Source organism: Fontibacillus panacisegetis (genome assembly GCF_900102215.1).
Lineage (GTDB): Bacteria > Bacillota > Bacilli > Paenibacillales > Paenibacillaceae > Fontibacillus > Fontibacillus panacisegetis.
Genome location: NZ_FNBG01000014.1, coordinates 102,340 through 116,534, shown reverse-complemented (window position 1 = coordinate 116,534; position 14,195 = coordinate 102,340). Strand labels below are relative to the sequence as shown.

At 44.6% G+C, this 14,195-nt stretch carries 14 protein-coding genes; 4 read left to right on the top strand and 10 right to left on the bottom strand.

Annotated features, from left to right (window positions below):
- Nucleotides 1-31: 31 nt before the first annotated feature.
- Nucleotides 32-1,153, bottom strand: a complete 1,122-nt coding sequence (locus tag BLS49_RS13330) for a glycosyltransferase family 4 protein (RefSeq protein ID WP_091231112.1) — start codon at nt 1,151-1,153, stop codon at nt 32-34.
- A 192-nt stretch (nt 1,154-1,345) separates the two neighbouring features.
- Between BLS49_RS13330 and BLS49_RS13325 the strand changes: the two genes are divergently transcribed.
- Nucleotides 1,346-2,764, top strand: coding sequence for an RsmB/NOP family class I SAM-dependent RNA methyltransferase (locus BLS49_RS13325; RefSeq protein WP_091231109.1), 1,419 nt, complete (start codon nt 1,346-1,348; stop codon nt 2,762-2,764).
- Nucleotides 2,765-2,889: 125 nt separating this feature from the next.
- The gene (locus BLS49_RS25025; protein WP_217640064.1) at nt 2,890-2,985 is read left to right on the top strand and encodes a YjcZ family sporulation protein; all 96 of its coding nucleotides are present in this window, start codon (nt 2,890-2,892) and stop codon (nt 2,983-2,985) included.
- Nucleotides 2,986-3,085: 100 nt separating this feature from the next.
- Here the strand turns inward: BLS49_RS25025 and BLS49_RS13320 are convergent, their stop codons facing one another.
- The 6 genes from BLS49_RS13320 to BLS49_RS13295 all read right to left on the bottom strand — a co-directional run bounded on the left by BLS49_RS13320 (nt 3,086) and on the right by BLS49_RS13295 (nt 8,765).
- Nucleotides 3,086-3,886: a Cof-type HAD-IIB family hydrolase gene (locus BLS49_RS13320; RefSeq protein WP_091231106.1), complete on the bottom strand. Its 801-nt coding sequence runs from the start codon at nt 3,884-3,886 to the stop codon at nt 3,086-3,088.
- A gap of 15 nt (nt 3,887-3,901) precedes the next feature.
- The gene (locus tag BLS49_RS13315; RefSeq protein ID WP_091231103.1) at nt 3,902-4,660 is read right to left on the bottom strand and encodes a pseudouridine synthase; all 759 of its coding nucleotides are present in this window, start codon (nt 4,658-4,660) and stop codon (nt 3,902-3,904) included.
- A 4-nt stretch (nt 4,661-4,664) separates the two neighbouring features.
- A complete protein-coding gene (locus tag BLS49_RS13310) occupies nt 4,665-6,209 on the bottom strand; it encodes an RsmF rRNA methyltransferase first C-terminal domain-containing protein (RefSeq protein WP_091231099.1) in 1,545 nt (514 codons plus the stop codon).
- A gap of 140 nt (nt 6,210-6,349) precedes the next feature.
- Nucleotides 6,350-6,835 (bottom strand): DUF309 domain-containing protein, encoded by a 486-nt coding sequence (locus BLS49_RS13305; protein ID WP_091231096.1) that lies wholly within the window; start codon nt 6,833-6,835, stop codon nt 6,350-6,352.
- Nucleotides 6,825-7,640, bottom strand: a complete 816-nt coding sequence (yjbM, locus tag BLS49_RS13300; RefSeq protein WP_091231093.1) for a GTP diphosphokinase — start codon at nt 7,638-7,640, stop codon at nt 6,825-6,827. Before yjbM ends, BLS49_RS13305 begins: the two co-directional genes overlap by 11 nt.
- Nucleotides 7,641-7,670: 30 nt before the next feature.
- On the bottom strand, nt 7,671-8,765 hold the full coding sequence (locus tag BLS49_RS13295) for a quinone-dependent dihydroorotate dehydrogenase (protein ID WP_091231090.1): 1,095 nt from the start codon (nt 8,763-8,765) through the stop codon (nt 7,671-7,673).
- A gap of 210 nt (nt 8,766-8,975) precedes the next feature.
- Here BLS49_RS13295 and BLS49_RS24845 point away from each other — a divergent pair, with 210 nt between their 5' ends.
- Nucleotides 8,976-9,113 carry a hypothetical protein gene (locus BLS49_RS24845; RefSeq protein WP_175471406.1) on the top strand — a complete coding sequence of 46 codons (138 nt, stop codon included), beginning with the start codon at nt 8,976-8,978 and terminating at the stop codon, nt 9,111-9,113.
- Here the strand turns inward: BLS49_RS24845 and BLS49_RS13290 are convergent, their stop codons facing one another.
- From BLS49_RS13290 to BLS49_RS13280, 3 genes are all read right to left on the bottom strand, one after another.
- Complete coding sequence (locus BLS49_RS13290) at nt 9,114-10,508, bottom strand: L,D-transpeptidase family protein (RefSeq protein ID WP_091231087.1); 1,395 nt, start codon at nt 10,506-10,508, stop codon at nt 9,114-9,116.
- Nucleotides 10,509-10,699: 191 nt separating this feature from the next.
- Nucleotides 10,700-10,942 (bottom strand): ferredoxin, encoded by a 243-nt coding sequence (locus BLS49_RS13285; RefSeq protein ID WP_091231084.1) that lies wholly within the window; start codon nt 10,940-10,942, stop codon nt 10,700-10,702.
- Between the two features lie 142 nt (nt 10,943-11,084).
- Nucleotides 11,085-12,374: a DNA polymerase IV gene (locus BLS49_RS13280; RefSeq protein WP_091231081.1), complete on the bottom strand. Its 1,290-nt coding sequence runs from the start codon at nt 12,372-12,374 to the stop codon at nt 11,085-11,087.
- Between the two features lie 185 nt (nt 12,375-12,559).
- Between BLS49_RS13280 and cimA the strand changes: the two genes are divergently transcribed.
- Complete coding sequence (gene cimA, locus BLS49_RS13275; RefSeq protein ID WP_091231079.1) at nt 12,560-14,179, top strand: citramalate synthase; 1,620 nt, start codon at nt 12,560-12,562, stop codon at nt 14,177-14,179.
- The last annotated feature ends 16 nt before the right edge of the window (nt 14,180-14,195 follow it).

Genomic DNA, 14,195 nt, shown 5'->3' with positions numbered 1-14,195 from the left:
CCTCTGATAATTTTATGATTAATTAAGACTACTAATGGAACTGTAAATATATTTTTTTCAGCTCATGCACAACCCGATTCAAGGAATAATGACTCTTCGCATGATCGGAACCTGTTCGAGCCAGCTCATAACGGAATGATGGATCGACAATTACTTTCTCCAATGCATCAGCAAGCCCTAGATAATCTTCAGAAGCTACAAGCAGTCCATTTGAACCGTCCTCAATTTGTTCTGCAACCCCACCAACCGCAGTTCCAACCAGTGCGAGAGAACAAAGCGCCGCTTCCGCGAATACAGATCCAAAGGCCTCAGCGCGGGATGGCAATACGAAAATATCAAAAAATGGCATAAATTCCTCTGGATGAAGAGTATATCCGTAAAAAATCGTTTCATCATATATTCCCAGCCGTTGCGCTAATTCCTCCAGCTCGGTGCGAATCGGGCCATCTCCGATAATGTGAAGCACATAGGATAAGCCACGGGATTTTAGCTCTGCGCAAGCTTTAAGTAAAATATCAAGTCCCTTAGCAGGCACAAGGCGGCAAACTGTAACAAGCTGCGCTACTTCATTCTCGTGGGGAACCGGCTTGAAGCGTTTTTCATCAAAACCGTTCGGAATGACGCTTACGTTATCAGGGTGTTCTACAAATGGACTCAAATACTCGACAAACGATCGGGATACTGTAATCATTTTATCTGTCTTGTATTCCAGTTCTCTATAGATCGAGGTCAAAAAACTATGCTCCAGGCCATTCTCCTTAATACGTCCGTTGAGAATAAGCTCACGCTCATAACTGGAATGGACGCTTTGTACAACTGGAGTGTCTGGAAAAACTTCCTTCATTGCGAGTCCTGCAATCGGATGATGAGCATGAATCAGATCATAAGGTCGTTTGATTCGCAGCTTGGTCCACCATAAATAATCTCGATAGGTCTGAATATATTTCTGAACTATTGGACTCTCCTCGTACTTATGCCAATCAAAAGTATGAAATTCTACGGGTTCGCTGCCTTTCGAGCGAATGCGTTTTGGAAGAGAAAACAATTCCATCTCCCAATGCGGAGGATTAAACTTATCCTGTAAGTAAGGAATCATCGAAGAGACACCTCCGGGCTGTTCCGGAGGAAAAAACAATGCTTGCAGCAGTTTCATATTGTTTCTCCTTTACTCTATCTTTCTATTTCACGGATGAACACCTACACCTCCATTATGCCACAGGCAGGAAGGAACATCCATTCCCCTTTTGATATAGAAAAACATTATGATAAACTTCGAAAAGTAAGTATACACATAACAGTACAGTTTTCTTATTATTGTTATGACCGGAGAAAGGAGACACGAAATATGACAGAAGTATCACTGCCCGCCGCATTTCGCGACCAGATCATTACTATGCTGGGTGAACATGAGGGCGAGGCATTTTTTCACAGTTATACAACAAAACGAACCTACGGATTAAGACTCAACCATTTAAAAATACCCCCCTCTTCAAAAACAGAACAAACCATTCAACAACTCTTTGACCTTCGCCCTGTGTCTTGGTGCACAGGAGGATATTATTACGATGAACATTTCCGGCCAGGCAAACATCCCTATCATGCAGCCGGTTTATACTATATTCAAGAGCCGTCAGCAATGTCTGCTGTAGAGCTTCTTGCTCCTAAGCCTGGTGAAGTCGTGCTGGATTTGGCCGCAGCACCAGGTGGTAAAACTACGCAAATTGCCGCTAAAATGGCCGGTTCCGGCCTATTAATCAGTAATGAAATTCATCCACAGCGTGCTAAAATATTGGCAGAGAATGTAGAACGTCTTGGCATTCGAAATGCCGTAGTAACCCAAACAACTCCTGGCGAGCTATCCTCAAGATTTCCGCTTGCTTTTGATCGGATTATGCTTGATGCTCCTTGCTCAGGTGAGGGAATGTTCCGCAAGGATCACGATGCTATATCGGAATGGTCTCCTGCTTCGGTCGAAGTCTGTGTAAACCGCCAATGGGACATTTTACAGGATGCTGTTGCCATGCTTAAACCCGGTGGAGTAATGGCCTATTCCACCTGTACCTTCAATCGTCGTGAGAATGAAGAAATGATGTCACGCTTACTGAACGAATATCCATTTCTAAGACTTGTCCAGGAGAAAAGAATATGGCCGCATCTGCAAGAGGGTGAAGGACATTATGTTGCTCTTATTGAACGTTTGACCAGTTCAGACGACATCCTTAATGACAGCTCTGCAAATTCGCTTCGGGACCGGAGTTCCCGATATTCTGGACGAACCGGGCGAAATGATCGCAGTTCCCGTGAAACAATGGATGTATCCAGCAGCTGGAAAACCTTTCTGGCTTGGGCGCAGGAAGAGCTACCTGGCTTTAAGGCTCCGTCTGGCACACCCATTTTATTTGGCGAAGCACTCTATCTACTTCCCCATAGTGAAAGCTATAGCCTGAATATGGATCAGCTCTCGGGGCTTAAAATCCCACGTGCCGGACTACATCTTGGAGACTTCCGCAAGGATCGATTCCATCCAGCACATGCCCTTGCTATGGCCTCTGCCGCACAGGACGCTACTTACGTCTGGAATCTCGAAGCCGATTCTCCTGAGGTAACGTCTTATTTGCATGGCGATACACTGACTATACCAGACAGTATTCGTGGCTGGTGTCTCGTAACCATAACATGCGGCGAGGATCACTTCCCACTTGGATGGGGAAAGGCCAGTAACGGACAATTAAAAAACCATTTGCCTAAAGGACTACGAAATTGAAGTAGAAGTACACCCTTTTTCCAGCATTTATAGATAATAGTCCAAACGAATTATGCCTCCAAACATACAATACGATATCCCGTGTATTTCGGGGTAACACCAACTGAAAGTAAGGAGGAATATCAATGAGCGGTTTATTAGGCGCTGGTTTCACATCAACTGGTGTTATCTTGGTTCTCTTTATTTTGCTGGTTATCGTATCCCGGGCTTTCGTCATCTAACCATTTTTCACCAGACACAAACAGGGCTATTCCCTCAAGTCATTTCAATGACCGAAGGATAGCCCTGTTTTTGTCACACTATTAAAAAAGGAGGCCATAATCAGGATAAACAGTACTTCTGGAGCGCCAGCTTAACTCCTTCTTCGTTATTAGAAGCAGTAACATTATCAGCTGCTGCTTTAACCTCCAACGGAGAATTATCCATAGCTACGCCCAAGCCTGCAAAGGTCAGCATCGTAAGATCATTATAATAGTTACCGATCGCCATCACTTGTTCAGCAGGAATTCCCCGTACCGCTGCCAGCTTTTGAAGCGCCGATCCTTTTGAAGAATCTTTATGCATTAAGTCGATAAAAAAATCCCCACTACGAAGCATATTAAACTCTTGCTCCCATTGACTCCAGTCACTATATACCTTGTCCATCTGCTCCATACTTCCAGTTACCGTGAATTTTACAATCGGCTCGCTGAAGTCAGCCCATCCTGGCAAATCCTCAGGTTCCATCATAAACTTGTGGTACATATCGAGAGCTTCCTGGCTCAATCCCGCCACGCCTTCAACATAAATAGCAAACGTGGTGTTTACATCAAAATGAATGTTGTTTTTACGGCAATAATCCATATATGGATCGAGTCCAAACGGATTCAGCGCGAACTCATGAACGATTTCCTCAGTCGTCACATTCACAGTAGCCGCCCCATTATGAGTAATAACATACCCTTCCAATCCAATTTGTTTCATATACGGAATCGAATTTACAGGAGCTCGTCCTGTACACAATACAAATTCCGTTCCTTGATCCGCAATCATCTTGATCACCTCTGCCGTTCCAGATGATAGTACATGATCATCATTCAATAAGGTTCCATCCACATCCAAAGCAATCAGTTTGTAGTTCATTAGCTGCCTCTCCTTCTATCGTTTATCTCTATGAATCATCATTGCTTGAAGCTCGGACTCCGTAAGTTCACGGACATATCCCATCGGAAGGCTCTCATCCAGCTCTAGCGATCCCATTGACACACGTTTTAAATAGGTCACTTTGGAGCCCACCGACTCAAACATACGCTTGACTTGATGGAATTTACCTTCAGAAATCGTCAGAGAAATTCGCGACATCTTCTCTCCTTCTGCGGTATCTATGATTTCAAGCACTTGCAATTCTGCCGGCAAGGTAACGTAACCGTCATCAAGCTCTACACCTTCTTTAAACTTCTCTACCACATCATCTCCAATATGGCCGATGCAGTTAGCTACGTACGTCTTGGGCACATGCTTGCGCGGAGACAACAGATCGTGAGCAAGCTGACCATCATTCGTCAGAAGCAGCAGCCCCTCGGTGTCCTTATCAAGTCTCCCTACTGGAAAAGGAGCAAAAATCAAATACTCGTCAGGGATCAAATCAATGACCGTCTTCTCTCTGAAATCTTCAGTAGCGGAAATAACACCAGGTGGTTTATGCATCATTAAATATATAAATTCACGATAAAGTACTGGATCACCATCCACTTCAATTACATCGCTCAATGGAAGGCACTGGGTCCCGCTATCTTTGACAACGGAACCATTCAATGTAACTCGACCTTGCTTCACGATTTTTTTAATTTCAGAACGTGATCCGTATCCCATATTGCCAAGAATTTTATCGATACGTTTTTTCTTATCGTCTTTCATGTCCTTAGGTCCACCTCCAGCCAGCAGGATAATCATTTTTGAGCATACCGTCCAGCCATTTGCCCCAGCCCAGGGAGTACCCGTCTACTGTAACAAGCACATATCCCTTTGGACTGACTCCGTCAGATCGGACAATTCGGGATTCAGGAATTTCTAGTGTCTCTCCCTTTAAATACCGGACTGCCTCTGTATCATGTGAAGACAAATTAAGCACTCTCGCGGCTTCATCCGGCTTTAGCGCTGTTGCGAGCGGGTGTCCTGGTTGAAACCTTCCGTTCTTTGACGTACCAACATACCAACCAGGTCGTACGGTTTTAAGCCCGTCCAACTTTTCTTTTGAAAGTGGAGATAAGTACACATTACCACCAAATAATAAAGTTTGTTCTTGGGAGCCAATCACGAGATGCTCATGAGCAAAAGCTGACCATGTCTCGATCATCTCCCCCTCATCCAGCCCCTTTTTCCCCTGATTATTGATACTTTTCCCTGCTTTACGTGCAATTCTTGATTGATCCCTGTTAGAACGCTCTTTCAATGGACCAGGTGACCGATCCTTTTCGTTTGAGCCAATGTAATGGTCATCCTGACTTATATCTACATCTTCACCGTTATGTCGAAGCACAGCCAAAAAATGACCCTCTCCCTCGATCTTATGAGGCCACAATCGACCACACCCGGCCGTCTGCGCTTTGATATCGTCAGGGATAACCGCTCCCTCCAAGCGATCAGGTATCCATTCTGGGCGTCCACGTGAAAATCCGGAATCAGTAGAAAGCGGGACAACTGCAAACTCATCATTATTTAGCAAAAATTCCGATATCATTCCCTCATTTTCCTCAGGAGCAAACGTACACGTCGAATAAACAATCGTTCCACCCGGAGCTAACAGTGAAGCTGCCGTTCTGAGAATGTCACGCTGCATTAATGTACACTTGTCTATCGAATGCTTCTCCCACTGACGGATCATATCTTCATCCTTGCGGAACATCCCTTCCCCGGAGCATGGCGCATCAATGACAATTTTATTGAAAAAATGAGGGAAAGATTTCGCGATGCGCTCCGGTGTCTCATTCAGCACAACCGCGTTTCTCACACCGTACAGCTCTATATTTTTAGCCAACGCTTTCGTTCGATCTGCGCTGATGTCGTTTGTAACCAGTATGCCCTTACCCTGCAGCTTGCCTGCAATTTGCGTTGATTTACCTCCTGGAGCTGCGCATAAATCCAGCACCCGATCTCCCGGCTCAACCTTCAGTGCTTCTGCCGGAGACATCGCGCTTGGCTCCTGAATATAGTATAGGCCTGCATGATAATAAGGGTGTTTGCCAGGCTTCACGTTCTCATCAACATAGAATCCAGTCTCGCACCAAGGGATTGGCTTTAACTCAAATGGGGTAATTTTCAGAAATTCGTCCACTTCGATTTTGAGAGTGTTCACCCGAATGCCCACGTACTTGGGTTTATCATACGATGATAAAAAAGATGCATACTCATCTCCCAACAGTGTCTGCATTCGATCCAAAAAAGCGAGGGGTAATTGTACGGCCATGTTGTACCTTCCATTCTTCCGATATTACGTATTACGATATGCCCATATTGTATCATACTTCAAGTCGAGATCCTGAAGTTATTAACATCGATATCTCCCCACAAAAAAAAAACAGTACTCCTCATAAGAGAAGTACTGCCCTATTTCATATCCGAACGCTGATTCTTCATTTGTAATGCCGCTTCGTGCTTAGCCCCTCTTTGAGGTCCACGGCGCTGGGGAACGTTCGGCTGAATCGTCGCTGACGCCACTTCAATTTGGGCTAATAACTTTGGATCGTATACAATGATCGATAGATCATAATATTTAAACGGATGAATGCTGTAATCACCCAACGCATCCGCATAGGAAGCAGCCTCGCTCCGCAGCTTGCCTAGATCGATGCCAAGACTGTCAGGGGGATAAGGAGCCAGCCTTTGATAAGCAGATCGAAACATCTTTGTACCACCGGTCACATTACCGTTTCGAAAATGATAGAGTCCGACAGCAACCTGAAGTAAACCCTTATACAATGGTTCTTTATCCAGCTTTAGCCAAAGCTCCTCAAGCACCTCATGACATTCAAAATAATCCTGGTCTCTATTGAAGTACACTAGGAACGCCACATACAGCGGCTCATAGCTCATCGCCCGGTTCCTCGACTTTTTTGTTCGCCTTAATCAATGCCTTGACCTCAACAAGCAAATCCTTAATACCTTCCATATCTTTCTCTTCCCACAAATCATTAAAACGATTCTGATAAGCGATTGCCTCATTTACCAGATGGAAGAAATACAGCTGATGGATAGCATGAAGAAGCTGTGTAACGATATTCGCATCATCCTCGAAGGTCTTTTGCGCTTCAAGAATTTCCTGACGAATACTGGACATTTCGTTATCTAGTACAAAAGCCGCTTCACCTGCTTTTTTGAGTCGTGCCCTCATCTCCTCAGGCAAGCTCTCCCTGTACTTGTAATTGAGCGAATGCTCAATTGTAGCCCAGAAGTTCATAGCTAATGTACGAATCTGGATCTCAGCGAGTACGATCTTTTGTCCAAGTGCTGTCTGAACCGGATACTCTACAATCATATGAAAGCTGCGGTAGCCGCTCTCTTTATAATTCGTTATATAGTCCTTCTCGTATAACACCGTTAAATCCTTGCGCATCCGAATATATTCGGCTACTCGGCGAATGTCCTCAACAAACTGACACATGATACGAATACCTGCGATATCTTCAATGCCTGTCTCAATATCCTCCATCGCAACGTTTAATCGCTTGGCTTTGTCAAAAATACTTGTAATTTTTTTAACTCTTCCCGTTACAAACTCAATCGGTGCGTATTCTTCACGTTTTTTAAGCTCAGAACGCATCGTTTTGAATTTGACCTTCAATTCCTCAACAGCTTGTTCATACGGAAGCAAAAATGTTCCCCAATCCCTACTGTCCATGACTGCGCCTCCTGTCTTCTGTAACCCTGCCTAACGATGGTCGGCCCCTATCGCTTCAGAAATATGTGAGAAACCGTCCCTTCGCAGAAGTTCCCTCAGACCGCGATGCAACTTACGGTTAATCTCAGGACCTTCATAGATCAATGCTGTATAAATCTCGACTAAACTAGCACCTGCTCGAATTTTGTTATATGCATCTTCTGCTGTAAAAATGCCGCCCGAACCGATAATCGGAAGGCCACCTTCAGTCTGGCGATACACACGTGAAATGATGTCAGTCGATCTTTGGGTCAGCGGCTTGCCGCTAAGTCCTCCCGTTTCCTTTGCATTAGGATGTTTCAGACCATCTCTTGAAATTGTAGTATTGGTAGCAATTAGGCCGGATACACCGCTCTTCTGAATCGTATCTACCATATACTCCAGCTCTGCGTCACTTACGTCAGGAGCGATTTTCACCAATACAGCCTTATTTGAGCCGTACCGCTTGCCTTCCAACGCCATTTGCTCGGTCACGGCCTGAAGCAATAATGCCAACTCACTCCCATGCTGCAAATTACGCAAGTCTGGCGTGTTCGGTGAGCTGATATTTACAACAAAAAAGTCAGCATACGGATAAAGCGCCGATATACATTGCTCGTAATCCCGGTGAGCGTCCTCGTTTGGCGTTGCTTTATTTTTACCAATATTAACAGCGACCGGAATGCTTCTGGTCTTAAGCTTAGCCAGCTCTTCGGCCATAGCCTCCGCTCCAAAATTGTTAAAGCCCATACGGTTAATCAATGCCTCGTCCTGAGGCAACCGAAATAATCGTGGCTGTTCATTGCCAGGCTGTCCCTTCGGTGTTACCGTCCCTACTTCCATAAACCCGAATCCGATCGCAGAAAATCCAGCTACAGATCTTCCATTCTTATCAAGCCCGGCAGCTAAACCTACTGGTGACGGAAAATGAATACCGAACAAATCACTTGCCAGTTCGGGGGTTTCCTGAACACCATACAATCCACGCATAATCGGAACAATTCCAGGAACTTTTGCCGCAGTATGTAGACCATCAACTACCAGATGATGCGCCTTCTCCGGATCTAGTTTAAAAAACAATGGTTTCCCCAAATTACGATACAACACGTTCACTCTTCACTCCGATCATTCTTCATGCATAAGCACAAGCAATCCCTAGAACACATATATCCAGTTTAGCGGTTCTTGGCGCAAAAGAAAAGTTTAACCTGCTTTGTGAAACAAACAACATGGTGATGGAATTTTATATTGAAAGCCGTTACAATGTATATATTATGATACATATTCCTGATGATAACCAAGAGAGGGGAACCGTCTATGTCAACAAAACGCAAATCACCTACACTTCAGCAAAAAAGGGATGAAGTAAATAAAAAAGCGTTGGTCTGGGCAAGTTCTGTTGTCGGAGCGCTTATCATTCTGGTCACCATCGTGATCATCCTCGCCAATCTTTAATTAATTTAGCCAATGATACGTACGATCGGGATTGGTCTGACTCTGCCGGTTACCAAGAGTGAATCGACTCTTCGGGACGACCTCAAGAGAAGGAACAATCCCTTTTCCTATTGTTACCTTAGTCCCTTTTGGCAGTAGATCGAATAGTTCCTCTACATCTTCCTTGAGCATTCGAATGCAACCGAGTGATTGATCTTTTCCCACACTGTCAGGTTCATTTGTCCCATGGATTGCGTAATTCGTATCTGACAATTGCATCCCGCGGCTGCCAAACTCTCCGTCACTATGTCCGTTTGGATTAACCACCTTATCTGAAATTACATATTTGCCTTCCGGTGTATCCTCTCCACCAAGCCCGACTTTATAACTCCTGACTATTACCGAACCACTGACGACAGCCAATCGATGCGTTGTTTTATCTACCAACACCTCAAGTGGCAGTGTAAAATAAGGTTCAGCTTCTTGCAAGGACGGCTTTGCCGTTGTGGTATTGCCATTATGCGCACTAACCTCTGTCTCATTATCCGGCTGATTCTTTTGAAGTTGTGAGAGCAGCGGGATGAAATTATCCTTCATTATAGTGTCAGTTCCAGCAAGCCAATTCCCTGGAAACGGCTTCGTCAATTCCTTTAGGCTAGAAGGCCACTTCCCATTTTTCTCTTTATAATGACGTATAGCTGAGGATAGAACCGCTAAAGATTCCTGCCGAACTGCCCACTTTTCGCCCTCTTTCTGCAACTTTGATGGATCTGGTGGAGTGCAATCGCAATCTATTGGATCGTAGGATTGAATCGTTGTCTCGCCGCTGTCCGAATCCTGCTGAATCCCGTAGACTACAGGAAGATTTTTAGACCAGAGCAGCCAATTCCCCGAACGCTTCATCCCCATCACTACAGTCTGGCTTTGCTCATCTGAACGATTACCACCTAGCAAATCTGCGGCATATTTCATGCCGTTGTTTCCAGAGTATTCTCTTGCCGTAAACGTCGGTTTTGTCTTGCCTGAAGATGCTCCGCTATCAGACTGGACTTCCTTCTTACCCGTTGTATCTGCTATCACCGTATCAGAACCATCAGAAGTCTGACCAGGTGCATAAGAAAGCGGAATCCAAATCAACATAAGTAAAATCAATAAAACACCAATTCTACGAGCTAATCTACTCTGCTTTTCCTTACGTTTTGATTCCTGCAGCAGCTTCGTCTGGTATTCCTTCCACAAATCCGCAGGGACCTTGCTTGCTTCAAAGGCCTCGTAGACGCCGCTCGCCTGGTTATAACAATAGTTAGCCTTTCCTTCTTGCCCCGCTGCTTCGTACTCCTTGCCGAGCAAATACCAAGCCATCTTGTTATCAGGGTGATTTTCCACATATTTTTTGAGGTACACCGAATTATTCATCGAAATCCTCCACATAAAATTGGATCGTATTATAGTAGCTTCACTGTTATAAATAACTTTGCTACTTACTATATCGGCAACAATATGCAGGTTTCTAACTTTACGGCTAAAAAATTTCATAAAAAAACATCTTCTGTCACGATTAACAGAAGATGTTTACAGAACTATGAACAAATCATATTAGACTTTTGTTAACCTTCTTTATTAAACGGTACGTCAGCAATTTTGATGGAATCCGTAGGGCATCCGTCACAAGCATCTTGAAGATCATCAAACAAATCGTCAGGAATTTCAGTGACACCGCGGTTCGCATCGCTTTCGTAAATTACCTCAGCCAAACCTTCGTCATCATAATCGTAAATATCCGGCGCTGTTGCGCCACATGCGCCACATGCGATGCAAGTATCTTTTTCAACCCAAGTATATTTTGCCATATTTATCTGCCTCCTGAATAACAGTACAAGTCCGGTGCTAGTATCAGTATCACCATGTTCAATATAATACAAAAGAAAAGCAATTTCAATGCAATTTCCGCATTTTCCCAACTGATAATAGTTATCACTCTTCCCAGTCGTATCAACCGTTTTCGTCTTCTTCTCGCAAAAAATCGGTCTGTAAAGAGGTTCCTCGAATCTTGTGATTTCTAATCAGTGCTGAAGGGTCGTCAGAGAGCATTCCTGCAGTTAATATAGCTCCTTCACCAAATTTATCACGCAGCAAATCCATCGTTTTCGTCAGGGACTCCTTCTTCGGTTCCAGCTCATAGTCAAAAAGATCCAATTGCATTGCTGAATCTTCTTTCGGAACAAGATTCTGAAGTGTAATTCCTAACAGTCGTACGGGTTTGTCGCTATTCCAATGTCGGCTGTACAAATTGCACGCCTCATGATACACATCTTCGGCACGATCAATGACCTTACTCAGACTCTGAGAACGGGTAATTGTCGCCATATCCGGGGTACGTATCGTAATTTGAATCGTTTGAGCCATAAGATTTTGCCGACGCAGCCTCCGGGTCACTTGATCCGCTAGATTCAGCATAACCCTTTGGACATCCTCAAGCTTGCTAATATCCCGGGGCAAGGTTGTAGTATGCCCAATCGATTTATTCTTCTCTTTGTCTTCCCTAACCGGAGAATCATCCAATCCATTGGCAGCCTGCTTCATCCATAACCCTGCTACACCAAACTTTTCCCTCAATAAACGCTCATCAGCCGCAGCCAGTTGTCCTATCGTAAAAATGGTCAGCCTTTTCAGCTTTTCTGCTGTTTTGTTGCCTATTCCAAAAAGCTCATTACATGGTTTGTCCCACAAAAGCGCCGGAACGTCACGTATCCTCAACACCGTTATTCCATTAGGCTTTTTCATATCTGAAGCCATCTTGGCGAGCAGCTTGTTGGGGGCAACTCCGATAGAGCAGGGCAACCCAAGCTCATCAGCAATTCTTGTTTGGATCTCCTTGGCAATTTCGAGCGGAGTTCCGAATTGCTTTGAACCCGTAATGTCCAGATAACATTCGTCGATGGAAACCGCCTGAAGAAGAGGCGTATACTCATAGGCGATACCCATAAAGGCCTTGGAATATTTACGATATAAATGAAAATTAGGGGTGATTACGATAAGCTCCGGGCATTTTTTTAGTCCCTGGCTCACTGTCATACCCGTAGATATTCCTTTTTTTCTGGCTGCATATGAGCATGTCACGATTACGCCCTTTCGCAGCTCTACACTGCCTGCCACTGCAGTAGGCTGATTTCGATATTTTTCCGGCTCCTCCGCCTCATGAACAGAACAATAAAAAGCGTTCATATCGACATGAAGCACAACCCGGCCCCTGGCAGGATAGTATTCATCGATATTTTTCAAGGAAATTCCCCTCTTTTATGATTGGTTAGAGTTGTTCTCAGCATACCCCTTCATCTAAAGTTAGGTCAACTTTGCTTATGTAAATTATTAAAAATCGTGTAACTTTAAAAAAAGGAGTGCTATAATGAGTTAATATTGAAATCGGAGCCCATTCTAAGGACATCCATAAGGAGGATACTTCCATCATGTCAAAGGCTATATCCATCTTCGACACTACATTACGCGATGGTACACAAGGCGAAGGTATTAGCTTGTCCGCGGACGATAAGTTGAAGATCGCCAGGAAGCTGGATCAGCTGGGTGTCCATTATATAGAAGGTGGCATCCCTGGCAGTAATAGCAAGGATATTGAGTTTTTCAAGCGTATCCAGGATTTTAATTTATCCGCTAAAATTACGGCATTTGGCAGCACGCGTCGTAAAGACAGCCAGGCAGAACATGACGCCAACCTCAAAAGTATGATACAATCCGGCGCCAAGGCAGCTACGCTTGTCGGCAAATCATGGGATTTCCATGTGCATACTGCTCTGCAAACTACACTGGAAGAAAATCTCGCCATGATCTATGATTCCATTGCTTATTTGAAGCAGAATGGTCTGGAAGTTATTTTTGATGCTGAACATTTCTTTGACGGCTACAAGCACAATCCCGAATATGCCCTGTCTGTAATGCGCAAAGCAGAGGAAGCAGGAGCGGACTGGCTGGTTATGTGTGATACGAACGGCGGAACGATGCCGCATGAGGTTCATGATATTGTTACCTCTCTTGTCGGTCAGGCAAGCAGCTCACGACTAGGCATTCATACTCATAACGATTGTGAGCTTGCGGTAGCAAATTCTCTTAGTGCGGTTCGTGCAGGCGCCGAGCAGATTCAAGGTACAATGAACGGCTATGGAGAACGATGTGGCAACGCTAATCTTTGCTCAATTATTCCGAATCTTCAGCTAAAGCTTGGTTATGAAGTGATTGACCCAGAGCAAATCAAACAACTGACAAATACCGCCCGTTACATTAGTGAGATTGCAAATGTACACATGCCGGTTAATCAACCTTATGTTGGTACAGCAGCTTTTGCGCACAAAGGCGGCATACACGTATCTGCGATCCTTCGTGATTCTCGTACGTATGAGCATATTGCACCGGAAACTGTAGGCAACCGTCAGCGTGTACTTGTCTCCGAGCTTGCCGGACAGAGCAATATTCTATCCAAAGCTCAAGAAATGGGAATTGATATCAATCCCGAGAATGAGAGCACTCGTAAAGTTATAGCTAAAATCAAAGACCTGGAGCATCAAGGATATCAATTTGAAGGTGCTGACGCTTCTCTTGAGCTTTTACTACGTCAAGCGAATGGGGAGCTTAAAGAGCTATTCGTCTTTGAATCCTTCAAAATGCTCGTTGAGAAAACGGCTGGCAGACCGGTTGTCTCCGAAGCTTTCGTCAAGCTCAACATCGATGGCAACAGCATTTATACCGCTGCTGAGGGCAACGGACCTGTCAACGCACTTGATAACGCCCTGCGCAAAGCGCTGATCAGTTATTTCCCTCGAATTGCCAACATTCACTTGTCTGACTATAAAGTACGTGTATTAGATGAAAAGGACGCTACTGCATCCAAGGTTCGCGTATTAATCGAGTCCCGAGACGCTGAAAACACATGGAGTACAGTCGGTGTATCCGGCAACGTGATTGAAGCGAGCTGGGAAGCACTGGTGGATAGTCTTCGCTACGCTCTGCTTGGACAGACGAAACGTGAGGATTATGAAGAGATTCCATCAGCCGCTCGTGGTTTAGTGAACCTATAAACAACAAACGGGGTAT

What these genes read in the sequence shown, in the direction of transcription:
- BLS49_RS13330 (WP_091231112.1), bottom strand. Translation starts at nt 1,153, where the DNA reads ATGAAACTGCTGCAAGCATTGTTTTTTCCTCCGGAACAGCCCGGAGGT.
- BLS49_RS13325 (WP_091231109.1), top strand. Translation starts at nt 1,346, where the DNA reads ATGACAGAAGTATCACTGCCCGCCGCATTTCGCGACCAGATCATTACT.
- BLS49_RS25025 (WP_217640064.1), top strand. Translation starts at nt 2,890, where the DNA reads ATGAGCGGTTTATTAGGCGCTGGTTTCACATCAACTGGTGTTATCTTG.
- BLS49_RS13320 (WP_091231106.1), bottom strand. Translation starts at nt 3,886, where the DNA reads ATGAACTACAAACTGATTGCTTTGGATGTGGATGGAACCTTATTGAAT.
- BLS49_RS13315 (WP_091231103.1), bottom strand. Translation starts at nt 4,660, where the DNA reads ATGAAAGACGATAAGAAAAAACGTATCGATAAAATTCTTGGCAATATG.
- BLS49_RS13310 (WP_091231099.1), bottom strand. Translation starts at nt 6,209, where the DNA reads ATGGCCGTACAATTACCCCTCGCTTTTTTGGATCGAATGCAGACACTG.
- BLS49_RS13305 (WP_091231096.1), bottom strand. Translation starts at nt 6,835, where the DNA reads ATGAGCTATGAGCCGCTGTATGTGGCGTTCCTAGTGTACTTCAATAGA.
- yjbM (WP_091231093.1), bottom strand. Translation starts at nt 7,640, where the DNA reads ATGGACAGTAGGGATTGGGGAACATTTTTGCTTCCGTATGAACAAGCT.
- BLS49_RS24845 (WP_175471406.1), top strand. Translation starts at nt 8,976, where the DNA reads ATGTCAACAAAACGCAAATCACCTACACTTCAGCAAAAAAGGGATGAA.
- BLS49_RS13290 (WP_091231087.1), bottom strand. Translation starts at nt 10,508, where the DNA reads ATGAATAATTCGGTGTACCTCAAAAAATATGTGGAAAATCACCCTGAT.
- BLS49_RS13285 (WP_091231084.1), bottom strand. Translation starts at nt 10,942, where the DNA reads ATGGCAAAATATACTTGGGTTGAAAAAGATACTTGCATCGCATGTGGC.
- cimA (WP_091231079.1), top strand. Translation starts at nt 12,560, where the DNA reads ATGTCAAAGGCTATATCCATCTTCGACACTACATTACGCGATGGTACA.